Below are 23,192 nucleotides of genomic sequence, written 5' to 3'. Positions count from 1 at the left end.
AGCTGGCACAACAAAATTATATACTGATTTTGTTTTCACGAAATCCTTTAAACACTGGAACGTTTTTATTTGGAGGAGACTCTTGAACAAGCTCATTATAAAACACTTGTCCCTAGCGGTTTTGCTGGCATCTACAGGTTGCGCTACCATCTTGCGCGGCACTCAACAAGAGCTCAAAGTGAATTCCAATATTGAGTCCGCCAATGTTATCTACAATGGAAAGAAGATTGGTGTAACACCGTTTTCAGGCCAAGTACCTAAAAGTAAAAACCCTGTCCTCACTATTGAAAAAGATGGATTTCACTCTCAAACCGTCACACTTCCCACCAAAACCACAGACCTATTTTACTGGAATCTTTTAGCGGGCCTCTTTATTGGCTACGCTGTCGATTACAGTACAGGCGCGATTTACGAGCTGTCTCCTCAAAAATACGTCGTGAATATTCATCCTGTGAAAGTGGCGGACTTGAGCTCTCAACAAGCTTTGGAAGTACGCCAATTCATCACACTTAATTTTGAAAGCTTGCGAAAAGAAATACAAATAGGAAAAGGAAAGAAGCTCAACGAACTACTGCGTCTGCTTCACATTTCGGACGCTCAGCGAACATCTGCTTTGAAAGAAATTAGAAAACTTTTGAAAGAAAATTCCGTGACCGTGAGTTTCAGCGATAGTGTATGGAGCTGGAAACTCACTTCGCAGAAATAACTTAGACTTCTAGAAGTAAAGTGACGGGACCGTCATTCGTCAGACCGACTTTCATATCGCCACCAAAGACCCCACCGTGAGTAGGTACTCCTTGCGCCTGACTGAGCTCGAGAGCTTTTTCATACAGGGCGTTTGCGATTTCAGGTGCCTCTGCATTGATAAAGCTGGGACGATTCCCTTTTGAGGCATCACCTAACAAGGTGAATTGCGAAACAATCAAATGCTGGCCGCCAACATCTTTGAGTGACAGATTCATTTTGCCGTTTTCATCAGGGAACACGCGCAGAGCAATGATCTTGTTGATGAGCTTTTGCAGTTGCTCTTCAGTATCGCCTTTCGCTACACCTAACAAAGTCAGAAAGCCTTTGTCGATGGAAGAAATCAGTTTTCCATCCACCGTGACTGAAGCATTCAAAACTCTTTGTACGACGGCTTTCATTTATTTGCCCGCTCTTTTAATTTCGGCTTCGATATTTTCAAGCGGACGTCCTATCACTGCGGCATCTTGAGTCAACAACAGCGGTCGCTCGAGCAACTTCGGTTGCTGCAGAATTTTTTGAATTACGACGTCTTCAGACTCGACATCAAAAGGAGCTGATTGAAATTCTTCTTCTTTCATGCGAACAAGTGCCGAAAGAGGACCCTGAAGTTTCGCGACAATCGTACGCAATTCTTTTTCGTCGGGTGGATTTTTAAGATACTCAACGACTTCAAAAGCCGTCGATTGAGATTGCAACAGAGCTAAAGCCTCACGACTTTTACTGCACTTCGGGTTGTGATAAAGAATCCATTTTTCCATCCCACATAAATAAGACGGAAAGCCAAAAGGTGCCAGGGGATATTTTCCAACTGTCACGCGTTCAACGCGGTTTGGTTAGAAAATATCCCCTGGCACCTTTTGTTTTTTTCTATTCTGCGTCCAGGTATTGGGAGTCTGCTTCGTGAGAGGTCGGTGGTGTTGGAGTTGTATGCCAATTAAAGTTCTGATCGATCCATGCGACGCTGGGAAGCTGAATCTGTGTTCCATTGTCACCAATTGTTCTGCCACTGCAATCGGCGTTTTCTTTCACTTCACCACGAACGTAGTAAGGAACAAGGACCACGTAGTTTCCACTCCACCACCCACGCTGACTTTGCGCTGGCAGACAACCCCAGTCGAGCTGCTGGTGTGTTATGAGGCTATAAACAGTGATCCAAACGGATTTGTTAGAAAGATTCACCGTCGGTAAAGGCAGAATATCCGCTTTGGCCGGTTTCGCTGCGAAAGTCACCGTGCCAAGAATTCCAAGAAGTGCCAGAGTTAAGATTTTAGATTTGATTTTCATAAAGTCCCCTTTTGTTGTTTTGTTGAACTCACAACAAAAGAAGATTGCACTGGCTGTGCCGTCGGAAACGGGGTGCCTAATCGAATAAAACAACAGACGAAGCTAGACCTGACGAGGGCCCGACAGCCCCTGCTGCCGCCGATTCACCCGCTGCTGGAAATCCGGCAGTGTTAAAAACCAAAAAGGTGCCAGGGGATATTTTTCAACCTATCCGCGTTGAACGCGCGACGGTTGGAAAATATCCCCTGGCACCTTTTGGAAAAATTCGGATTTACACGGTGGGTTGCAGAAAAGAAGCAGGCACCTTCAAAAAAAGGAGCCTTGTGGGCTCCTTTTTTTAGTCTTCGTCTTCTTCTTCGACTTCTTCTAGGTCGGCAAGTTCTTTGGTGTCTTGCTTCGACTTATTAGGGTGAAGTTTTTGGTATTCTTTGATCTTAAGTGGGTCTGGGCCCAACATTAAGAACATGTTCTTACCTTCCATTTTTGGTTGAGACTCAACCATCGCAAGATCGTTTACGAAGGCGATACACTTCTGCATCACTTCCATACCCAACTCTTGATGGGCCATCTCACGCCCCATGAAACGCAAAGAGACTTTCACCTTGTCGCCGTCCAAAAGGAAACGGCGGGCGTGGTTCATCTTTGTTTCAAAGTCATGTTGATCCGTGCGTGGACGCATTTGGATCTCTTTGATCGTCACGACAGTTTGTTTTTTACGAGCGGCCGTGGCTTTCTTTTTATTTTCGTACTTCCACTTGCCGTAATCCATGATTTTACAAGTAGGAGGAGAAGCTGTTGGAGCAATCTCTAGAAGATCGAGGCCTCTATCTTCAGCAATACGTAACGCCTCAGGAACAGTCATCACCCCCAACATGTTACCTTCGTCGTCGATAACACGGATTTGTTGGGCACGAATCTCACGGTTTACTCTTAAAGAGTCTTTAGAGTCTTTCTTGTTGCGATCAAAACGACCACCGCCTCTAAAATTACCTTCGAACTTGCTAATGGGAACCTCCCAGCCTATGGCTGACTTTCAGTTACAGTCGCAGCCTTCGCAAGTGAAGATTGCAACTTTCTTGTACTAATGTCGTCTAAAATTGTTTTCATTAACTGATCCACAGTCAAACCTTTGTGTTCAGAGCCATCTCTTAAACGCAAAGACACGGTCTTGGTCTCGGCTTCTTTATCCCCGACAATAACCATGTAAGGAACTTTTTGGAGCTGAGCTTCGCGGATCTTGTAGTTTAGCTTCTCATTACGGCGGTCAAATTCAACACGAACTTTATGCTCTTTGAGAAGTTTCATTAAATCTTCACAGAACGTATTTACACGGTCTGTGACGTTCAAAATCGCCACTTGAGTTGGGCACAACCATGGAGGCAAGTGTCCCGCCGTATGCTCGATGTAAACACCGATAAAGCGCTCTAAAGAGCCCAAGATCGCACGGTGAAGCATGATCGGACGGTGTTCCTTGTTGTCTTCGCCTGTGTATTTCAAATTAAACGCCTCTGGAAGATTCGGGTCCACTTGAAGTGTCCCCAACTGCCAAGGGCGGTTCAAAGCATCGACAAACATGATATCCAACTTCGGTCCGTAGAAAGCACCGTCGCCCGGATTGATCGTGAATGGCAAATTCAAAGTCTTTAAGGCTTCAGCCAAAGCGCCTTCGGCCATATCCCAGTACTCTTCACTTCCCATGCGATTGTCAGGGCGAGTGGAAAGATAGATCTTGTAGTTGTTCATTCCCAGCTTATCGTAAACACGATTTAGCAAGTGCATGAACTTCGCGATCTCGTCTTGCAACTGATCCATGCGGCAGAAGATGTGCGCGTCGTCCTGACAGAACGTACGAACACGAGTCAAACCGTGCATAGCGCCTGATTTTTCAAAGCGGTGCAAACGTCCAAAGTCCGCCATTTTGATCGGCAGATCACGGTACGAATACTTTTCAGAGTTGAAAAGCAAACAGTGCGAAGGACAGTTCATCGGTTTTGAAGCAAAGTCACGCTCGTCCACTTTCGTGAAGAACATGTTCTCTTTATAGTTTTGATAGTGACCTGATGTATGGAACAGGTTCACATCAAAAATTTGCGGAGTGATAACTTCTTGGTAACCCGTCTCGAAATAAAGTTCGCGCAAGTAAGTTTGCAGTTCTGTGTAAACAACCGCACCCTTTCCTGTAAAGAACGGAGAACCTGGAGCCCACTCGTGGAAATGGAAAAGACCTAGCTCTTTACCCAATTTACGGTGGTCGCGTTTCTTCGCTTCTTCGATATTGTGAAGATATTGATCCAACTCTTTTTTATCGCCAAACGCCGTTGCGTACACACGCTGAAGCATGGCGTTCTTTTCATCCCCTCTCCAGTAAGCTCCCGCTACCGAAAGAAGTTTGAAAGCTTTGATTTGTCCAGTGCTTTGAATGTGCGGACCACGGCAAAGGTCAAACCAAGCGTCGCCGTTGTGATAGATACCGACAACAGTTTCGCCTTTTTTCGCAAGGTCTTCGATCAACTCGACTTTGAAACGCTCGCCCATGCCTTTGAAAGTTTCAATGGCTTTGGCAATCGGCCAGTTTTCACGAGTGATAGGCAGATCTTTCGCGACAATCTCGGCCATCTTCTTTTCGATTTTCTCGAAATGCTCTTCTGTAAAAGCAAACGGAGAATCGAAGTCATAATAAAAGCCATTGTCGATCACAGGACCGATGGTCACTTTCACTTCAGGCCAAATATCTTGAACCGCTTGAGCCATGATATGCGCGCAGGAGTGACGAATCACCTCCACCGCTTCAGGGCTTTTCGTGGTGATCAAGGCGATTTTAGTTTGATCTTTAAGGGGGGTTCTAAGGTCAGAGATCTCTTTAGAACCATTCAGTTGTACACCAAGGGTTTCTTTAGCCAAACGAGGACCGATGGACTGCGCCACTTCCAGCGCTGTCGGTTCGTGGTCAAAAACCTTCGTCGAGTTATCCGGCAGAATAATAGTAGTTTGTGACATTACGATAGAGTGGTCGTCGCGAAACGACCTGAGATTGTTTGAGAATGTGATGAAGAAATATGCATTTGCATCACATCATTAGTAATCCCCTAGCCACGAAGGGTCAAGCACTCACCGCGAGAAATTGCACACCTATAATTTGCTCCCCCGGTGCGGTCGACACAACCCAGCGAACTTGGGACTCTACAGAGACCCAACGGCCATGGCGGTTCTTGTACATCAGGCTGATAAAGTCCTTCACACTGATTTCACCTTCTTCCACGGTGATCTGGGCTCCCCCTTGGGAGAAGTCCTGCATATGACCCTCTTTTAGGAACTGAACGGAGGATCCCGTTGGTGACGCTTCCGCCGTTACTGACTTCTTGAGCATCACTTCCGATTGCACACGCATGCGCTCTTGCTTGCGGCTTTTAACTGGCTTTCCTTGGAGGCGACGAGTCACAATCTCTCCAATACGCAGTCCTTCTGATTCATAAAGAAAGAGGGCTTGGGGAAAGGCATGCGACAGCTGAAAGGTCGCCTTTTCAATAGTTTGCGCGATAAAGATAAAGCTCACTTTAACTTTTGTTTTCGTCCAAGCTAAGAAGGCTTCGGCGACTTTAACTGATAATGACTTCGAATGAACAATCACGAATAGCTCCCCAGGTTGCGACTTTAAGAAATCCTTTAAGAGTTCAGGCGGCGGAGCCAGATGCCAGCGCACACCTTGAATCCCCTGCAAATAAGCCGGAACCGACGCCAATCCAGGAACAGTGTTTTGACTCGAACTGAGATAGATCAGGTCTTTCACGGGCTTTTTCTGCATGGATGAATGCATTGCAATCTTGAAGCCCAAGCTCAGATCAAAATGATCCGTCTTTCACCGTCTACGCTGTGGACAGGTGCAAAGAAAGCTTTAAACAACATTGTTAAATTACTGATTTACCAAAGCAAAAAGTCCCCACACGATGAAACATGTAAACAACCAAAGGAGAAAACATGAAAACTATTTTTGCCATTTTGGTCGCAGTCTTTATGACAGGCTCTGTGGTTCACGCGGAAGAAACTATGGGCCAAAAGATGGACAATGCTGCGGAGTCTACTAAGGACGCCACAAAAAAAGCAGGCCGCAAAGTAAAGTCGTCGGCGAAGAAAGCCGGCCATCGCGTTGAAGAAGCGACTTGCATGGAAGGCGACGTGAAATGCGCTGCTAAAAAAGCAGGCAACCGTGTTGAAGAAGGTGCTGACGCTGTCGGCGACGGAGTCAAAAACACGAAAGATAAGGTTTCTGAATAGCTAGATCAAAGTACGAAAGGCCCTCGGGCTTTTCGTACTTTCTTTTAACGACACTGTTGCGCGATTTCGCGAATCTCTGAAAGCTCGTCGCAGTCAAAGCGCGAAACTCGCGAGCACACATATTCGATACATGAAGAGTCATAGAGTCCTCGGCACATCGAGGTCACTTCAAAGAGTTCTAACTTCTCATCACAAGCAAAACGACTGACTTTCCCACAGACCGTGCGGATGCAATCCCCGTTTACATTATGACAGGCCCGTGCGACCTCAAGCATGTCCTGACGGTCATCGCATTCAAAGCGGCTCATCTGATTGCAAACGGCTTCAATACAGTCGCTAGGAAAGCCCCCAGGAGGAGGACAATTCGGAGGCCGATTCGGCGGAGGATTGGGCTTTGTCGGCGGAGCAGGTTGAGAAGGCTCGTCAGGAAGTGGACGCGGTCGTGGCGCGTTTAAGATTACCGCCCAAAGAGCCTTTTCAGAATGATATTGATCGATAAGCTGTTGAGTTTTCTGAGATGTCGCGGCCACACTTTCGATGGTAAGTAAGACTGAAAGAATAAAGAAAACTGACAACGCTATACGCATGATCCCCCCTGCTCTTTCATGGTCGTTGATGATGGAGGGCGGTTTCAAGAGGCAGAGTTTTCTTAGGGAAAAATACAGCAGTCCAGTCGGAAAACGACAAAAGCCTCTGTGAAAGAGGCTTTTGGAAGAATGAATAACGCGTAATTATTAGAATGTTTCGCAGCGAACAGAAGCCGTGCAATACACCGGGTTCACAGAGTTTCCACAGGCTTTGCGTGCATTGTATTCCGCTTCCACTGGAGAACGTCCTTCTCCACGGAAGATTTTGTTGTATCCAGTATCTGTAAGAACACAAAGAGCCCCTTGAGTCAGACGATCCTGAGCCGGATCACTGCACTTCACCGAGCCATTGCAATACACGGCATTTACCGAATTGCCGCAAGACTCTTTCGCCTTCGCTTCAGCCTCAAGCTTCGTGCGACCTTTTCCTAAGAAGACTTTGTTGTAACCCGTATCCGTCGTCATACAAGCCACTTCCACAATCGGAGGCGGAGGAGGCGGCATGGGAGGATTTTGATATTCCAAATTAGAAACACGTTGGTTCAGATTGTAAATAAGCCCTTCAAGCTGACTCACCTTCGTCTCAAGAATACGAATACGTTCGGCCTCGCGACTTTGCGCGTGAGCAGACACTCCCAGCAAAAGACAACAACCTAAAACCAAAACCAGTGATTTTCTAAGTACAGACATTGAGATCCCCCAAGGACAGTGGTTACCAAACTTCACCAAGAAGTAAGACAAACTCCCTTAAAGCAATAACAAAGCCAAGTGCGAAAGAGTCAAAAATACACCGGCGTTTACCACTTCTTTTGTGGAAATAAAAAAGCCCCACCGTTCGATTCGGTGAGGCTTTTGAAGAAGAGAATTTCGACGAAAATTAGAAGGTATCGCAACGAGCATTGGTGTTGCAGTAAGTAGCGTGAACCGCGTTGTTACAAGCTTTACGAGCATTGTACTCAGCTTCAAGGACGCTCTTAGCTTCGCCTTTGAATGTCTTACCGTAACCAGAATCAGTAATTACGCAGATAGCACCCTGGATCACGCGATCTTGTACAGGATCACTGCACTTCAAAGTATTATTGCAGTAGGTAGCATGCACGTTAGCTCCGCACACTTCCTTAGCCTTAGCTTCCGCCTCAAGCTTCGTGCGGCCCTTGCCCAAGAACACCTTGCCGTAACCACTATCCGTAATCATACAAGCCACCTCAGAAGCCGGCACTGGCGGAGGAGGCAAAGTCGGCGTCCCACGATATTCAAGATTAGAAACACGCTGATTCAAATTGTAAATCAAGCTCTCAAGCTGTTGAACTTTCGACTCAAGAATACGAATACGCTCGGACTCGCGATCCCCACGGTTCTGCGCTTGAGCAGACACTCCAAGGAAAAGACAACAACCTAGCACCAAAAGAACGGCTTTTCTAAAATCAGTAATCATAAACGCTCCCTAGTAAAGAATTGGTTAACGACCTATTTAAAATAATCCGGAACCCCAAGGAGCAATAAAGAGGCCACGACGAAACCGGGAAAAATAAACCTCACAATCAATAGAAACAAGCTGAGGCCTCGTGCCCGAACTCCCAATCGAAAACAATTTAGACATCTACGAAAAAGCGACAGTCATCTCTGAGCGAACGAAGGGAATTTAACTTCCAAGAGGGAATTAATAGCGGTTAAATCTGCCCCCTTTTCCAAAGATAGGAAGCGGTACTTTTGTACAAGTGAAAACGCATTCACCTCAGAGAGGAATTAGTTACTGCCACCGTGGCAGTAAGCAAATGCGTCAAGGATCGATTGAGAAGTGCTTTTAAGTGCCACACACTCAAGCCGTTCCGCCATTAGACATTGGCAAATACAAACGGGAAATCCATAAAGAAGGCAGAAAGTTACTTCCACGGTGGAAGTAAGAAGGATCATGTACCCTCTCCAAACAATAGGAAAGCACTTACCTTTTAATTGAAAAGAACTGAGTACCGTTAGCGCAAAAGAAAGCAGCTTTGCACCTTTCGAACACGATGAGAAGCAGCATCGCCCGTAGAAAAGAGAACCTGGTACCTTTACAACACAAAGGGAAGCAGGCACCTTTTCACACCGAACCCACATACGCGCGAAAGCGCATCTGCACGAAGCTCCTCCCCTCCGAAAAAGCCCATCAAAACCCCTCGAAGAAAAAAACAACGAAAAGCACCGGGGACGGGCTTGGGCAAGGCTCTCTGCCTTGCGGGACCAAGTTCCGCAGCGCCCGAAAATCCAAATTAGCACTCAGAAAACAAAAGAAAAAAGAAAAGGGAGCCACAAAGAGCTCCCTTAGCGCGAGGATGTGTCCGAAGGGCCCACAAGGCAGAGAGCCTTGCCCAAGCCCGTCCCCGAGTCGCTTAATACGCGACGTGGTGGTTGATCGCCTCACGAATTCGAGGATCCTTAAGCGGAACCAAACTATGCTTACTCCAGAAAGACATAACAGTCAGAATAAACAAGCCCGCGAATCCCGCGAAGATACCGATCTCCCAGAAACCGAAAGTCACATGACCGTCGAAGAAGTTCGGATACACCATCCAGTAGATGTCTACGTATTGCATGATAAGAACAATCGTAGAAACCAGGATCACGTGGTTGCCATTGCGTTTAGCTCCGCGAGGAAGCAATGCCAAGAATGGAACTACGAAACGGAAGATCAAAAGAGCCAAAGAAACACCCATCCAGCCGCCTTGAGAGCGCATGATGTAGTATTCAGTTTCTTCCGGCAAGTTTGCGTACCAAATCAACATGAATTGAGAGAATGCAATGTAAGCCCAGAAGATCGAGAAGCCTTTAAGATACTTCACAACATCGTGCTGGTGTTCATCTGTGACATAGCCTTTAACAAAACCATGACGTCTCATAAGAACGATCACGATAGCCAAGAAAGCCATACCCGCCTGGAACATACCAGAGAACGTGTAGATACCGAAGATCGTCGAGTACCAAGTTGGCAACAACGACATCAATAGATCCACGCTGAAGAAAGAGAACGCCAAAGCGAAGAATACGATGAACCCTACTGCTGGAGACACGTTCTTATTCGTTAGATTTTCGTCACCTGTTTGGTCTTGCTTCAAAGAATTTCCAACAATGATATAGCGGAAAATCATGCAACCCAAAGCGAAGATGAAAAGACGTACGACGAAGAAACCTGTATTCAAGTAAGCTGTTTTCGCAGCTACCACAGGGCTTGCATCAAGCACTTCTTGGTTGGCCCAAGGGTAAAGAGTTTTGAAACCCACCAACAACACCAAGCCACCGATCAAGATCGCAGGAATGAACGAAGTTGTCGCCTCAGCAAAACGACGGATAGTTACAGACCAGCCGGCTTTAGCTACGTTATTGATAGCCACCCAGAAAAGTCCACTCACCGCCATCGATGCGAAGAAGAAGAAAGCCACTAGGTACGAAGTCCAAAGTCTTTCTTGGTTTTTCATCAAGCCAACTACGAAAGTCAAAAGACCAATCGCGATCAGCGCGAAGCTCAACGTTTTCAATTTCGCCGGAGCTTCGAATTTAGATACATGAAGGTTTACGTGATTATGTTCGCCCATCTTCAACCCTACTTAGATTGCTTCTCTAGGAAGCGAATGTAGTTAACAACTTGCCAACGGTATTTTTGCGGGATGTGAGCCGCATAAGGACCCATCACACCTTGGCCCATCGTGATCACGTGGTAAAGATGTCCATCTGGCCATGCTTTTACTTTATCACTGATAACCGCTGGTGGTTTTAAAGCCATTTTTTCAGAAACCGAAGATTTCGCAGCAACGCCGCCCTCACCTTTAAAGCCGTGGCAGATCGCACAGTTTGTCTCGTAGTATTTTTGTCCTACAAGCAAAGTCGTCTCATCCATTTGGCCCGCAAGCGGGTTCTTCAAGTTTTTAGAGGCACCTTCAACATCAGTCGCGTAACGGTAAGGCTCAAAACCTACCGGAGCTGTTCCTTCTGGAGGAACGCGCATACCGCTGTGATGTGGAGATGTTTCGTCGTACTCCTGAGCTTTGATTGCCGGAGACTCCATCATATCTTGGATAAGTTCTACGTTGGCTTTGTTGCCACGAGGACCACAGCTAGACAGGGCTAATGCTGCCAAGCCTGCTGCCGCAATTCCTACTGATAAATTCACGAGGCTTCTCATTATTAGTACTCCGTCTTCTTAACTTCAGTTGCGCCCAAATCTTTGAACATTCTCTCGATTTTCGTTTCATCGTAGCCAATGTCATTGTGCGGGATGAAGATCGCAAATTTATGAGAGCTCAAATCAGGGTCAATGCTTGGCGGATCGATGCGTGGGATTTTGCACGCATAGAACAAAGCGCCCACGGAACAAAGAGCTGCAAACAAGATTGTTAATTCGAACATGATTGGAATGAAAGCTGGCAACGAGAAGAACGGTTTACCGCCCACGTTCACAGCCCAGTCCACTGCTGACGTCCAATACGTCAAAGCAAGACCTGCCAAAAGACCCACGCAACCCGCTACGAAAGTCACATAGGGAATCCAAGATCTTTTGATTCCGCAAGCTTCTTCCATACCGTGAATAGGATAAGCAGAGATGGCTTCGAACTTTGTGAAGCCCGCTTCGCGAGTTTTGCGAGCGGCCTTCAAGATCAAATGTTCTTCTTCCCAGATACCAGCGATACCTTTTGTATAATTATTAGCCATTAGTGGTGCCCTCCTTTTTCATCGTAACCAACATGGAGTACAGGCTTCACTTCCGCGATAGAAACCGCAGGGAACAAACGTAGATACAACAAGAACAAGGTCAGGAACATACCGAACGATCCGACAAGGACGCCCGTATCAAACCATGACCATGCGTACATGCCCCAGCTTGAAGGCAAGAAATCGCGGTGCAAAGAAGTCACCGTGATCACGAAACGCTCAAACCACATACCGATGTTTACGAAGATAGAAACAACGAACATCACTGGGATCGAACGACGCATTGATTTGAACCAGAACAACTGAGGGATCAAAACGTTACATGATACCATCACCCAGTAAGACCAACCGTATGGACCGAATGCACGGTTGACGAATACGAAACGCTCGTATTGGTTACCAGAATACCAAGCAATGAAGAACTCAGAAGCGTACGCGTAACCTACTAGCATACCTGTCGTCATGATGATTTTATTCATCACTTCCATATGATCTAGAGTTACGTAGTTTTTGAATTCAGGGAATCCGATACGTACCAAAGTCATCAAAGTCACAACCATCGCGAAACCAGAGAAAATCGCTCCGGCAACGAAGTATGGAGGGAAGATCGTTGTATGCCAACCTGGCAAGTTAGAAACCGCGAAGTCGAAGGATACGATCGTATGTACGGAAAGAACGAGTGGAGTCGAAAGACCTGCAAGGATCAAGTACACCATTTCATAGTGTGACCAGTTCTTCGCAGTTCCACGCCATCCCAAAGAAAGCGCACCGTAAACTGTACGGCGAAGTTTGTTCTTCGCACGGTCTTTGATAGTTGCAAAGTCAGGAACCAAACCGATGTACCAGAATACCATCGACACCGTCGCGTATGTAGATACGGCGAAAACGTCCCAAAGAAGTGGTGAACGGAAATTCACCCACAATGGACCACGTTGATTTGGATACGGGAACAACCAGTAATCAAGCCAAGGACGACCTGTGTGAAGCAACGGGAAAAGACCCGCTGTCATAACGGCGAAGACCGTCATCGCTTCTGCAGTACGCGCGACTGAAGTTCTCCATTTTTGACGGAACAAGAAAAGAACCGCAGAGATCAGAGTGCCGGCGTGACCAATACCGATCCAGAATACGAACGTAACGATCATCGTACCCCAGAATACCGGGCTATTTACACCCAGCAAACCGATACCAACACCAACAACGCTCGCCAAGATCGCGATGTAGAATAATAACAACGTCTTCGCGCCCAGGAACATTCCCACCCAACCTTTGGATGGGAATCTTTCCACCGGTGCACAGATGTCGTCTGTAACGTCTTTTAAAGTCTTATTGCCAAGGACTAATGGGCTACGCTTCATCATGAGTGCTCACCTTGTTTTGCAGTACCGTGACCTTTGTGGCCACCAGTTGATTCTTTATCATTGTTACGGATCTTAGAAAGGTAGCGCACGGAAGGTGCTGCATGCCATTCTTCAAGAAGAGCGTAAGCACGTTCTTCTGATTTAAAGATCTTCGCCACTTGTGAGTTCGGATCATTCAAGTCACCGAATACGATACCACCTGCAGGACATGCAGTTTGGCAGGCTACTTTAACATCTCCGTCTTTCAACGGGCGTTTTTCATTGCGAGCCACTGTCTTCGCGTCTTGGATTCTTTGCACGCAGAACGTACATTTTTCCATAACCCCGCGAGTACGAACGCCCACTGAAGGGTTCAAAGCCATGTGAAGTGGCTTCTCGATTTGTTTCGCATAGTTGAACCAGTTGAAACGACGAACTTTATAAGGACAGTTATTCGCGCAGTAACGAGTTCCTACGCAACGGTTGTAAACCATGTCATTGAGACCTTCGTCAGAGTGAACAGTCGCAAGAACCGGACATACCGTTTCGCAAGGAGCATTGTCACAGTGTTGACACATAACTGGTTGGAAAACAGCTTCTGCTTCCGCCGGATTGCCTGTGTAGTAACGGTCAATACGGATCCAGTGCATTTCACGACCTTCAAGAACGTATCTCTTACCTACTACAGGGATGTTGTTCTCGGATTGACATGCAATCACGCAAGAAGAACAGCCTGTGCAAGTGTGAAGATCTACAGCCATACCCCATTTGTGGCCGCTGTATTCGTGACCTGACCAGATAGACCAAGTGTGATGTCTGTGGATGCCTGCCGACTTGCTCTTCGCATAGTCTTTGTTCGTTGCTTCAGCAACGATGTTACGGCCTTCCATAGAGTGGTGACCTTGCGTGCAAGCAAGCTCATACTTTTTATTTGTTTTTGTGAAAGTCGCTGGTTGACCGGCAAAGATCATTTGGCCGGCTTTTGCAGTCGCCAACTCAAAGGCATTTTTACCGATACCGTTACCGACTTTACCTACGCGTGTACGACCGAAACCCACTGCGACAGCAAGAACTTCGTCATGCAAGCCTGGTTGGATGTGAACTGGAAGTTCCAGTTTCTTTCCGCCCACTGTCAACTCAACAACAGAAGCTTGTTTCAAACCGTGCTTCTCGGCCGCAGCCAAAGAAACCATCACGTAGTTATCCCAAACGATTTTCGTTACAGGATCTGGAAGCTCGTGCAACCAAGAAACGTTGTTCAAGGAACCGTCGCCCATTTGTGGAGTTGAGTAAAGAACTAATTCAAAACCAGATTGTGCATTCGCCGGCTTAATAGCAGTGAAAGCATCTGTTTTGAAAGAACGAGCTGAAGAACCCGAGCTCAATTGACCCGCGTAACCTTTTTGCAAAGTTTGTTGCCAGAAATCTTCGAAGTCACCCTTGCCTACTTTAGGCATGATGTCTGATTTCCAGAAAACTCTGAGGTAGTCATAGAATGTCTCGTAATCACGAAGACGCGATGGACCTTGGTTTGCGATGTACGCCCAAGTCATCAACGACAATTGGAAAGAACGAGTGTCATACATAGGACGGATCGCCGGTTGACAGATAGAGTAAACTCCCGCCGTCAATTCCATGTCATTCCAAGACTCCAACGCGTGGTTGTCTGGAGTGATGTAATCCGCAAAAACACCTGTTTCGTCGATACGGTCACCTGTGTAGATAACCATTTCCACTTTTTTCACGGCATCTGCAAAGCCCATTTCCGCAGGCAATACAAATCCAGGGTTCACACCGTGGATGATCAAAGTCTTAACTTTGCCATCTTTCATGTCTTTAATAAGAGCGGACAAATCAGCGTAAGAACCTTTCAAAGCCGGGTTTCCGCCACGAGCTTCCACGGTCTTACCTTCGTTACCCAAAACAGTGTTCAAGAAGTTCACTGCAATTTGAAGTTCACGAGATTTTTCAGTCCAAGTTTGGATACCACCGGCAACAACCAAAGATTCGCCTTGGTTTGCCAATAGATCTGCAGCTACTTTTGCGAAAGCTTCTGGATCAAAACCCAATTTTTTCGCTGTATCTGCAAATGGAGCCAAAGCTGATTTTACAGACGCATTGCCTGCGTAACCAGTGGCCCCTTTTTTAACGATGATTTCATGAAGAAGACCCATCACAACATCAAGTTGTTGCGAAGGCTTGATTCTGAAACGAATATCCGCGTTGGCACCCGTCAATGAATAGTTGGAGTCAAAAGACACCATACGATTCATGTTTTTGATGTCTTTACGGCCATTCACGAATTGGTTCGTGAATGCCGTTGGAGAAATCCAAGTGCCCAAGAAGTCTGCGTCAACAGACACGATCATTTTCGCTTTATCGAAGCGGAAAGCTGGAACGACGTCATCGCCGTAAGAAGCTTTTTGACCCTCACGCACGTCTTCGTTTGAGAATGCATCCCAAACTACGTGGTTGGCTTTGAAACCTTGAGCGAAATCACCAATCACCGCGCGAGTTGCCGGAGAAGCGATAGGCGCCGTCAAAACTGTCACGCCACCTTTTTGAAGCTGCTCAACAACTTTTTTATCCAACTCTTCCCATTTTACGTCGATAACTTGGCTGTTGGATTTCTTTTCGTTGAAAAGATTGCGTTGCGGGCCTTTCAATCTCTCTGGATCGTAAAGGTGCAAAACAGAAGCTTGAGAACGAATGCTCAAACCACTTTGGCTGAAGGGGTGACCTTCGTTTGGCTCAATCTTGATAGGACGGCCTTCACGAGTTTTTACCAACATACCCAAAGCATCGTTACCGTCGAAGTAAGCCGATGAATAGTAGTTCGCAATACCCAAAGTTACTTCTTCAGGTTGTTTGTTGTAAGGAACGATTTTTTGCACAGGACGGCGGATACAACCCGCTGACGCCATAGCAATTGAAGCACCCATCAATTTCAAGAATTCACGACGGGCCCAACCGTCTTCCCCGTCTTTTTCGCGAAGAGGTGAAGACATAAACTCAGTTTCAGCAGCTTTATTGAACTCAGGATCATTGCTCCATTGTTCAAGACTTTGCCAATACTTGTTGTCGCGCTCGATCTTAGGACGAAGCGCTTTTTTCATTTCTAATTCATTATCATGGTCATGATGCATTTCAGACATGGTACCTTCCGAAACCTTAGTAGTGACAAGTTGAACAGTTGATTGGCGCTTTGTTTTCAGGCTGACGATGGCAGTTCACACACCATCCCATTGAAAGATCTGAAAATTGCTCTACCTTTTTCATTGTCTCGATAGGACCGTGACATGTTTGGCAGTTCACACCTTTAGCAATGTGCGCGTTGTGGTTGAAGTGAACGAAGTCAGGAAGCATGTGAACACGAACCCACTCTACAGAGCCGCCGCTGTCATAAGCTTCACGAAGTTTTTGAATGCTTGGTTTATCTGTTGCAACTTGAAGATGGCAATTCATACAAGTTGAAAGAGCCGGAATATTCGAATGCTTCGTTCTTTCCACTTGATTGTGGCAGTACTGACATTGAATTTTGTGAGTTCCCACGTGCAGTGAGTGATCAAAAGGAATCGGCTGTTCTGGAGCATATCCTTTATTGTAACCAAACCCAGGCTGGAATTTACAACCCGTGAGAAGTGTTGAAATCATGAGCGCGCTTAACAACGCGACTATATTGAAACCTCGATGCATAATCATCCTTCGCTTCTTGTTGCCAAAGACAAACGAATGCTGTCCTAATTTTAGTTTGCTCTTATTTAATGGTGGAAAAGTCCAGTTGTCCATATTCTTTTTGCAAGCATATTGAAAAAGAGGGAGACTTCAAACCTTTCCGCTCAATCCTTAAGCACCCGCCTCCACCGAAGTTTCAGCGGTCACCAACTTAGTTTGTTGTTTGTGTTGTCTGTTTTCCTCGACGTACTATGCCTACATAGATGACGAGGAGTATGTGTGCTGCTACGAATGCCGAGACATATTCGACTCCGCCTGCACCAAAGCCGTACGAATGAAGCCCCGCGCCAAGGACAAAATTCACTCCGTACCAAGCCATGATAACAAGCGAGAACGTAATCACCGCCGTAACAACCATACCAAAATTTTTGATAAAGCCCGCATAGCGAGCATGCAGGACCGCTAGATATCCTAGCAAGGCGATCAACGCCCACGTCTCTTTAGGGTCCCAACCCCAGAAACGGCCCCAAGAATAATCGGCCCAGATACCACCCAAGATAATTCCAGGAGCCAAGAACGCCACCCCGATTTGCATCGAGCGATAGATTCCTGAAACAATCGCGCGAATTTCTTTTTGGAATTTTTCTTCGCCGCGCAAGTAATAGATCAGACCGATGTCGGCTAAACCAAACGCCAAGAAAAACGCGGCGTAACTGATAGTGATAGTCATCACGTGGATCGTCAGCCAATAGTTGCTGCGCAAAACAGGTTCTAGTGGTTGAAGCGTTGGATCAAGAACTGCTGGAGCAAAATCCGCAATCACCAATCCAAAAGTCCCGACCAAAGTTCCCGCGACAAGGATCAAACGGAACTTGTAAATGATTTCCAATATCGCGGCAAACAGCACGGTCCCCCACGCGACCCACACCACGGTCTCATACATATTTGTGACCGGCGCACGATCCATGATGTACATGCGCAGAACGAATCCGTATGTGTTGAGAACAAAACCCAGGCCGAGAAAAACCCAAGCAATCTTCATCAAAGATTCTTTTTTCAATGTCCAAACCAAAAGAAGAACTGTGAACGCTAGGAAATAAAAAATATACGCCCAACGGAATGGATGAAAATTGTTGTAGTGGACTTCGGCTTTGATCTTAGTTGCGTGATCATAAAGAGCTGGATTATTTGCTTTCGCCGCTTCTTCAAAGGCCGCGACTTTCGCATCTAATTCTTTACCTGTCGCACTGGTGTCAGAGGCCGCAGCCACAGCACCAATGTGATTCACAAAAGCTTTTGTGAAGTCCATGAACTTTTCTTGCATCGTCGCATCCATATCAGCGACAGAAATCCAAGCATCGCCTTCTTTCGGAGGCACGATTTTCAACATGCGGCCCGCCGCGATTTCTTGAAACACGAAGTACTGATTTTCCAGGCGTTGCAAAGCTTGGAAGTAAGGATTTAGCTTTTCTTTTGTGTCACGTTTTGCTTGCAGCTCTTGACGAAGAAGATTGAAACGATCCCCAGCAAAAAGCTCTTCGCCAGAAAAATAGCGTTGATCTTTTGGCAGATTCATTGAAGTCAAAACCTGGTGATTGCGAACTTCAAAGATTTTTTTATCTTGCCACGCCTGCGGAGAAAGCATCCACGTCATGACGATTTCCGTCGCCGCGCGACCTTCGTACTTCGTTTTTCCGTAAACGATTTCCAACATCTCGCGAGAGAAGCTGTCATAAGGTTTAATACGTCCACCATCTTGAACCGGCAGATACTTCAAAGCATCGCCGTCTTTGGCGAAGGCCGGCACCGCCATGAATAAAGCCATGGCAACTATTAAGATATTCTTCATGAATTCACCCCGTCGTCATTCTTTTGGGATTTGCGCGCAATTTTAAAATCCAAATGCTTAAACCACATAAGTAAAATCGTTCCCAAGCTGATAATCAAAGAGCCCAGATACTTCAAAAAGCGTCCTGGATCGTGATTCACGGAAAACACCGAAGCCACAGGCTGACCATTGTCTTCTTGGAAACTGGCTTGGTAAATTGTCAGACCTTTGTATTTCAAAGGTTCATTCATTGAAATCACGTGTTCTCCGAGATCGGGAACTTGCACTAAACTTTCATAGGCCATCGCCCGCATGGTGCCTTGGTAGTGACTCACTTGAAACTTATTTAGTTTCAGAGGAAAACCGATATCAATGCGGCGGTTTCCGTACGTTAAAAGATAAACCGAATTCGTCGTGAACAGTTTCACCATGTCGTTCAAAAGAACCCAGTTCTCTTTACCGTCAAAGATGATTTTAATGGCCGCGGTCGTCATCGGTGTCGGTCTTTCCAGAGTTTGAATATCCCAATCTTCTTTCGCCGTTGGAAGGTAGCGCAGGACACGGAAAGACAAGGCCATCTTAAAGCCGGGATCAAAGACGTCCCCTTCTTTGACAAAACCTTTTTTCAAAGGTTTCTCTGAGTCTTTCTGGAAAACCACATACCGAAGACCGTCTTTTTCAGGAGTTAAAAAGATTTCGTTAGCACCGCGCGGTTTTTCAGGCGCCGGACCTAAGTGAATTTGCGCGGGACCGAAATTATGGGACGTCAGGTTGTTTGGCTTTTTCTGCACCAGCCACTCGATCACATTCACGTTGGGATTTTGCAGTTGGAAGCGCAAACCCGCTCCGTTTTTACCATCGTCGCCCGGCAAAACTTTTTTTGAAGGAATCACATATTTTTTGTAGTCGACGATTCGAATTTCACCTTCGTAAGCCGGAATCACGTAGGGCTTTTTTTCAGAAGGAGGATTTCTAAAAAAATCCACTTCTTGTTCGAGAGTTTTTGAGTAGCGGTCCCCATCAAAGGATGTGTAAACGACTAAATCTGTCTCGGAAGTTTGCACAAAATTATTGGTTTCACCAATCCCCACGCGCATCGATCCATCAAGGCCAAACTCCATCGTCAGATAGGCACCCGCTAAAAGAATGATGATACCAATATGAGCAAGCACGAAAGCCGCATGACGTTTTCGCCAAGGAAAACGATCCAGCATGACCGCAAGAAGATTGATCACCAAAAGACCCATGATCGTGTACATAAACCAAGTATCGTACACAAGCTTGCGGGCCGCATACGCATCGTATTTGGCTTCAACAAAGGTTCCGACCGCCGTGATCACAGCAATTGAAAGAATGATGAAAACGGCCAGCTTCAAAGAAGCCAACGGACGGTTGTACTTTTTTATTGTCGACAGCAGTGATGAGTCCGCTTTTTTCAAAGAGAAAATCCTTATTGAAAGCCAGTAGTATTTCTTCACTGCTATCAATAATTTAAGTCGGCTTTGGTGACTACGCCTTTTTCCGTTCGACGCCCTACATTATGTGCATCAGATTGTTGCGGATGTAGCTCAAAGCAAACAGAACTTTCTCCTGAACTTTCTTCGCTTCTTCAGGTTTTAGCTTTTTGGTTTTTTCATCCATGTAAAGAGCGCGGTTCATCTCCACCTGCAGTGTATGCTGATCGCGACGAGGATCACCATACTGCTCTGTGACACGTCCACCAAAATACGGCCAGTTGTAGCCGACTTTGAACCCGGCCGTCACATAAGCGGCAATGACCAAGTCTTTGAATCGCGGATCACAGCTTTTTCCTTTGCTATCACTGACAACGATGTCGGCACGGTGCTCCCCTGGATCGCGATGTTCACTCGTTCCCACAGAGGGCATGCTGTGCGCATCAATGTGAAAGGTTTTTTTAAAACCCTTGGCGTGAAGATCTTGGTAAAGCTGACGAACGCCGGCATGGAAGGGTTCGTAAACGAGCTTCACCAGTTCGTTATGAGTTTCAACACTCATCGGCTCTTTCATCAAAGCGTGCTTATAAGTCGTAATAACCCAGTGAAAGCCTCGATTGTGCATTCCCGCAGCGTTGGCATGTCCCACCACCGATGATGCGTCCACGTCGTCAGGGATGCGGTTTAAATCCGCCGCATAACGATGCCATTCTGTTTTCACCAAAGGGATGTGCAGTTTGTGTAAAGCAGGTTCATACAGAAAATCGACATAACGATCCACATCGCACATCAGAATTTCTTCCGGCAATGAATTCAACCATGGCGTCTGCGGCGGCACTTTTTCGCCCGAATGCGGAATTGTCACGATCAAAGGAACTTCATTGTCAGCCATGCTTTACTCCTTGTGCTTCCACCTTGACCTCTTTGAAGGCATAGGCAAAACTTTAATAGAGGTTATTATGACGGACGCTCCGAAAGCAAAGATTTATACACGGACTGGTGACAAAGGAACGACAAGGCTTGTCGATGGCTCCTGCGTCGAAAAGTTCAATCCTCGTGTTGAAGCTTACGGAACGGTGGATGAGCTGAATAGTTTCATCGGCGTTGTTCGCTCTGCCATGGCTTCGGTGCCCGAAGTGCATTCTTTGGATCAAACTTTAGAAAAAATCCAAAACGAGCTTTTCAACATAGGAAGCCTTCTGGCGACGGAAAAAGATGACGTGTTTAAAATGCTTCCGCCGATCACAGAAGAACAGATTCGCCATTTAGAAAAACAGATTGACGCTTTGACCGTAGAACTTCCCGAACTGCGTAACTTTATTTTGCCGGCTGGTCACATCGTCGCCTCTCACCTTCACGTGGCGCGCACGAGTTGCCGTCGCAGCGAAAGACGTTCGGCCGAAATTGCCGTGAAAGACGAGCGTTACGCTTCCGCTTTGCAGTATCTAAATCGTTTGAGCGATTATCTTTTTGTGGCGGCCCGTTGGGTGAACCTAAAAACCGGCCATCACGATGTCCTTTGGAAGAAGACTTAATGAAGTTAGAGATCGCTAAGCCCGAAGATGCGGCCGCCCTGGCTGAATTCTATAAAACCTTTCCGACACGCGGTCTGCTTGAAATGAAAACCGATCGTGGTCAGGATTTTTTTGCGCCTTATGCGGTTCAGTCCGATCAATATTTGACGTATCAATTGAAGGAAGAAGAAAAAATCGAAGGTATCGCGAGCTTCGTGGTCCGGGACGTTCTTTTGAATAACAAAGTTCGCCCTGTGGCTTTCGGTCGGGATTTACGTATTTCTTCCAACCGCCGCGCCATTCTGGAATGGTCCCAGCACTTTTTACCGGTGATGGAAGAAGTCTTTCACACTTTTGGATGTAAACATCTGATTTCGGTTTTAAGTCTGAGTGATGCACAAGCTTTAAATGCCTTTGTGCGCCCGCGTACGATGAAGCGCCCGCTCCCACATTACTATCTCTATCGCCGCTTTAATATGGTTTCAGTGCACGGAAAGCTTCCGTGGGCTTCTGTTCCTTTGCCGCATTTGCGCATACGTCGTGGCAGTGCCGCCAACGTCGATGCCTTGATTTACTATATCATTCAAAAATCTCGACAAAGAGATTTAGCGACAGTGTGGGACGCGCAAAGCTTTCACGATAAATTGGAACGTTGGAAAGGCTTAAAGCTTGAAGACTTCCTGATTGCTTTCGACAAAGACGACAATATCGTGGGCTGCGCAGCGCCCTGGTCCGCTGGAGGAATGCAGGAATTTATTCCGATGTCTTACTCCCTGCGCGCTCATAATTTCCGTCAATTCTTGAAGTTCGGAAAAACCCTGGGATGGACGCGCACTCTGACAAAGCCCTATTCGCGCCTAAAGGTCGAAGCGGGACTGAATTTCAAATATCTGAATTTTCTTTTTGCTGATAATGGCGATATTTTTGAAAGTCTTTTATGGCGAGCTTACGATGAAGCCCATGAAAACGAATTTATCGTTTACAATCAAAGCCGCTCGGAATTCATCTATCGCCGCCCGCGCAACTGGATTTCAGCGAAGATGCCTTTTGGAGTTTACGTGCTTTTGATGCCGGATCAAGAACCGCCTGAGTTCCTGCATCCGACGAACGAAAAACCCGTTGAAATGGAGCCGTTCTTCGCTCTTTAATCCTCAAGAGCGCTAGCGCGTTTTTGCTCAAGATAAGTCCGAAGAAAATACACCTGACCAAAATTGAAGATAATCAGAGTGAATTTCACAAGGAATGAAAATATCTGTTTGGAAACAGAGACGTCCTGGTAATTTAGTAGTTCACTACAGACTAAGAGCACCATACAGCCCGCGAAATTCGAAAAGACCACGGTGTGATCAATCTCCTCCAGCAAGAAAAGTGGAAATAGAACCACCAGTGCCAGGAAGATATTGATCTCTTTTCCGATCTCAGGAAAGAAAAAGACCTGCGCACTGCAGATCTGAGTCAGCACGCATAACACAATGACCGCGAGATAGTTTTTCTGTTTCAGGAAAAGGTAAGCAGAACCTAATTGACCTGCAGAGCACACGGCTACTGCCAAAAGAACCGCCCACAAATCAATTCCCATCGTAAGGTAATAAGAACAAAACATCGTTGATACAATCCACTGAACAAGTGAAAAGTAAAAACCAATCCTGTTTTGCGCGGCCATAGCTGTGGCTTTAACGGAATTTTCTTTTTCATTAGCTGAAGTGAAATACATAAAACTGACTTAAGCCCCTCTAAAAAACATCATCCCATCATAGGAGCAAAGAAAGCTAAGTAGTGTTTCGATTATGCAATCTTCAGAAGCA

At 46.3% G+C, this 23,192-nt stretch carries 23 protein-coding genes; 4 read left to right on the top strand and 19 right to left on the bottom strand.

Translation table 11 applies throughout. The annotated features are described in order from the left end of the window. The first annotated feature begins 82 nt into the window (after positions 1 to 82). Positions 83 to 706 carry a PEGA domain-containing protein gene (locus tag AZI85_RS17140; RefSeq protein ID WP_172795351.1) on the top strand — a complete coding sequence of 208 codons (624 nt, stop codon included), beginning with the start codon at positions 83 to 85 and terminating at the stop codon, positions 704 to 706. A gap of 1 nt (position 707) precedes the next feature. Here the strand turns inward: AZI85_RS17140 and dtd are convergent, their stop codons facing one another. The 6 genes from dtd to AZI85_RS17110 all read right to left on the bottom strand — a co-directional run bounded on the left by dtd (position 708) and on the right by AZI85_RS17110 (position 5,845). Then, entirely contained in the window at positions 708 to 1,145 is a 438-nt protein-coding gene (gene dtd / locus AZI85_RS17135; RefSeq protein ID WP_063245189.1) for a D-aminoacyl-tRNA deacylase, read from the bottom strand. Next, on the bottom strand, positions 1,146 to 1,505 hold the full coding sequence (locus AZI85_RS17130) for an ArsC/Spx/MgsR family protein (RefSeq protein ID WP_063245255.1): 360 nt from the start codon (positions 1,503 to 1,505) through the stop codon (positions 1,146 to 1,148). It abuts the gene before it with no gap. Between the two features lie 109 nt (positions 1,506 to 1,614). Then, positions 1,615 to 2,031 (bottom strand): hypothetical protein, encoded by a 417-nt coding sequence (locus AZI85_RS17125; protein ID WP_063245188.1) that lies wholly within the window; start codon positions 2,029 to 2,031, stop codon positions 1,615 to 1,617. A 337-nt stretch (positions 2,032 to 2,368) separates the two neighbouring features. Next, positions 2,369 to 3,037 (bottom strand): translation initiation factor IF-3, encoded by a 669-nt coding sequence (gene infC / locus AZI85_RS17120; RefSeq protein ID WP_301335697.1) that lies wholly within the window; start codon positions 3,035 to 3,037, stop codon positions 2,369 to 2,371. A 14-nt stretch (positions 3,038 to 3,051) separates the two neighbouring features. Continuing rightward, the gene (gene thrS, locus AZI85_RS17115) at positions 3,052 to 5,028 is read right to left on the bottom strand and encodes a threonine--tRNA ligase (protein WP_063245187.1); all 1,977 of its coding nucleotides are present in this window, start codon (positions 5,026 to 5,028) and stop codon (positions 3,052 to 3,054) included. A gap of 103 nt (positions 5,029 to 5,131) precedes the next feature. After that, on the bottom strand, positions 5,132 to 5,845 hold the full coding sequence (locus AZI85_RS17110; protein ID WP_063245186.1) for a PilZ domain-containing protein: 714 nt from the start codon (positions 5,843 to 5,845) through the stop codon (positions 5,132 to 5,134). A gap of 161 nt (positions 5,846 to 6,006) precedes the next feature. Between AZI85_RS17110 and AZI85_RS17820 the strand changes: the two genes are divergently transcribed. Beyond that, positions 6,007 to 6,303 carry a hypothetical protein gene (locus tag AZI85_RS17820; RefSeq protein WP_063245185.1) on the top strand — a complete coding sequence of 99 codons (297 nt, stop codon included), beginning with the start codon at positions 6,007 to 6,009 and terminating at the stop codon, positions 6,301 to 6,303. A 44-nt stretch (positions 6,304 to 6,347) separates the two neighbouring features. On the opposite strand, the gene AZI85_RS17100 is transcribed toward AZI85_RS17820, so the two are convergent. The 12 genes from AZI85_RS17100 to AZI85_RS17045 all read right to left on the bottom strand — a co-directional run bounded on the left by AZI85_RS17100 (position 6,348) and on the right by AZI85_RS17045 (position 20,765). Further along, the gene (locus AZI85_RS17100) at positions 6,348 to 6,890 is read right to left on the bottom strand and encodes a hypothetical protein (RefSeq protein WP_063245184.1); all 543 of its coding nucleotides are present in this window, start codon (positions 6,888 to 6,890) and stop codon (positions 6,348 to 6,350) included. Between the two features lie 147 nt (positions 6,891 to 7,037). After that, positions 7,038 to 7,580: a hypothetical protein gene (locus AZI85_RS17095; protein WP_063245183.1), complete on the bottom strand. Its 543-nt coding sequence runs from the start codon at positions 7,578 to 7,580 to the stop codon at positions 7,038 to 7,040. 187 nt (positions 7,581 to 7,767) lie between these two features. After that, complete coding sequence (locus AZI85_RS17090) at positions 7,768 to 8,325, bottom strand: hypothetical protein (protein WP_063245182.1); 558 nt, start codon at positions 8,323 to 8,325, stop codon at positions 7,768 to 7,770. A gap of 937 nt (positions 8,326 to 9,262) precedes the next feature. Next, a complete protein-coding gene (locus AZI85_RS17085) occupies positions 9,263 to 10,462 on the bottom strand; it encodes a hypothetical protein (RefSeq protein WP_063245181.1) in 1,200 nt (399 codons plus the stop codon). Positions 10,463 to 10,470: 8 nt separating this feature from the next. After that, a complete protein-coding gene (locus AZI85_RS17080) occupies positions 10,471 to 11,037 on the bottom strand; it encodes a c-type cytochrome (protein ID WP_253721050.1) in 567 nt (188 codons plus the stop codon). A 14-nt stretch (positions 11,038 to 11,051) separates the two neighbouring features. Next, complete coding sequence (locus AZI85_RS17075; protein WP_063245179.1) at positions 11,052 to 11,576, bottom strand: DUF3341 domain-containing protein; 525 nt, start codon at positions 11,574 to 11,576, stop codon at positions 11,052 to 11,054. Next, positions 11,576 to 12,937 carry an NrfD/PsrC family molybdoenzyme membrane anchor subunit gene (gene nrfD, locus AZI85_RS17070; protein ID WP_063208227.1) on the bottom strand — a complete coding sequence of 454 codons (1,362 nt, stop codon included), beginning with the start codon at positions 12,935 to 12,937 and terminating at the stop codon, positions 11,576 to 11,578. The genes AZI85_RS17075 and nrfD overlap by 1 nt, the downstream gene beginning before the upstream one ends. Then, positions 12,934 to 16,071, bottom strand: coding sequence for a TAT-variant-translocated molybdopterin oxidoreductase (locus AZI85_RS17065; protein WP_063245178.1), 3,138 nt, complete (start codon positions 16,069 to 16,071; stop codon positions 12,934 to 12,936). The genes nrfD and AZI85_RS17065 overlap by 4 nt, the downstream gene beginning before the upstream one ends. Before the next feature lie 16 nt (positions 16,072 to 16,087). After that, positions 16,088 to 16,618 (bottom strand): cytochrome c3 family protein, encoded by a 531-nt coding sequence (locus AZI85_RS17765; RefSeq protein WP_063208232.1) that lies wholly within the window; start codon positions 16,616 to 16,618, stop codon positions 16,088 to 16,090. A 184-nt stretch (positions 16,619 to 16,802) separates the two neighbouring features. After that, positions 16,803 to 18,440: a cytochrome c biogenesis protein gene (locus AZI85_RS17055; RefSeq protein WP_063245177.1), complete on the bottom strand. Its 1,638-nt coding sequence runs from the start codon at positions 18,438 to 18,440 to the stop codon at positions 16,803 to 16,805. Then, positions 18,437 to 19,858 (bottom strand): cytochrome c biogenesis protein ResB, encoded by a 1,422-nt coding sequence (locus tag AZI85_RS17050; protein ID WP_063245176.1) that lies wholly within the window; start codon positions 19,856 to 19,858, stop codon positions 18,437 to 18,439. The genes AZI85_RS17055 and AZI85_RS17050 overlap by 4 nt, the downstream gene beginning before the upstream one ends. Before the next feature lie 94 nt (positions 19,859 to 19,952). Continuing rightward, positions 19,953 to 20,765 (bottom strand): N-formylglutamate amidohydrolase, encoded by an 813-nt coding sequence (locus tag AZI85_RS17045; protein ID WP_155724072.1) that lies wholly within the window; start codon positions 20,763 to 20,765, stop codon positions 19,953 to 19,955. A 67-nt stretch (positions 20,766 to 20,832) separates the two neighbouring features. On the opposite strand from AZI85_RS17045, the gene AZI85_RS17040 reads away from it, so the two are divergent. Together AZI85_RS17040 and AZI85_RS17035 are read left to right on the top strand one after the other, a co-directional pair. Next, on the top strand, positions 20,833 to 21,408 hold the full coding sequence (locus AZI85_RS17040) for a cob(I)yrinic acid a,c-diamide adenosyltransferase (protein ID WP_063245175.1): 576 nt from the start codon (positions 20,833 to 20,835) through the stop codon (positions 21,406 to 21,408). Continuing rightward, positions 21,408 to 22,535, top strand: a complete 1,128-nt coding sequence (locus AZI85_RS17035) for a hypothetical protein (protein ID WP_063245174.1) — start codon at positions 21,408 to 21,410, stop codon at positions 22,533 to 22,535. The genes AZI85_RS17040 and AZI85_RS17035 overlap by 1 nt, the downstream gene beginning before the upstream one ends. Here the strand turns inward: AZI85_RS17035 and AZI85_RS17030 are convergent. Beyond that, positions 22,532 to 23,101, bottom strand: coding sequence for a hypothetical protein (locus tag AZI85_RS17030; RefSeq protein WP_063245173.1), 570 nt, complete (start codon positions 23,099 to 23,101; stop codon positions 22,532 to 22,534). The two genes, AZI85_RS17035 and AZI85_RS17030, sit on opposite strands and share 4 nt — an antisense overlap. Positions 23,102 to 23,192 lie beyond the last annotated feature (91 nt).

Origin of the sequence: Bdellovibrio bacteriovorus, from assembly GCF_001592755.1 — a bacterium.
GTDB lineage: Bacteria > Bdellovibrionota > Bdellovibrionia > Bdellovibrionales > Bdellovibrionaceae > Bdellovibrio > Bdellovibrio bacteriovorus_E.
This window is presented reverse-complemented; position numbering and strand designations above follow the sequence as displayed.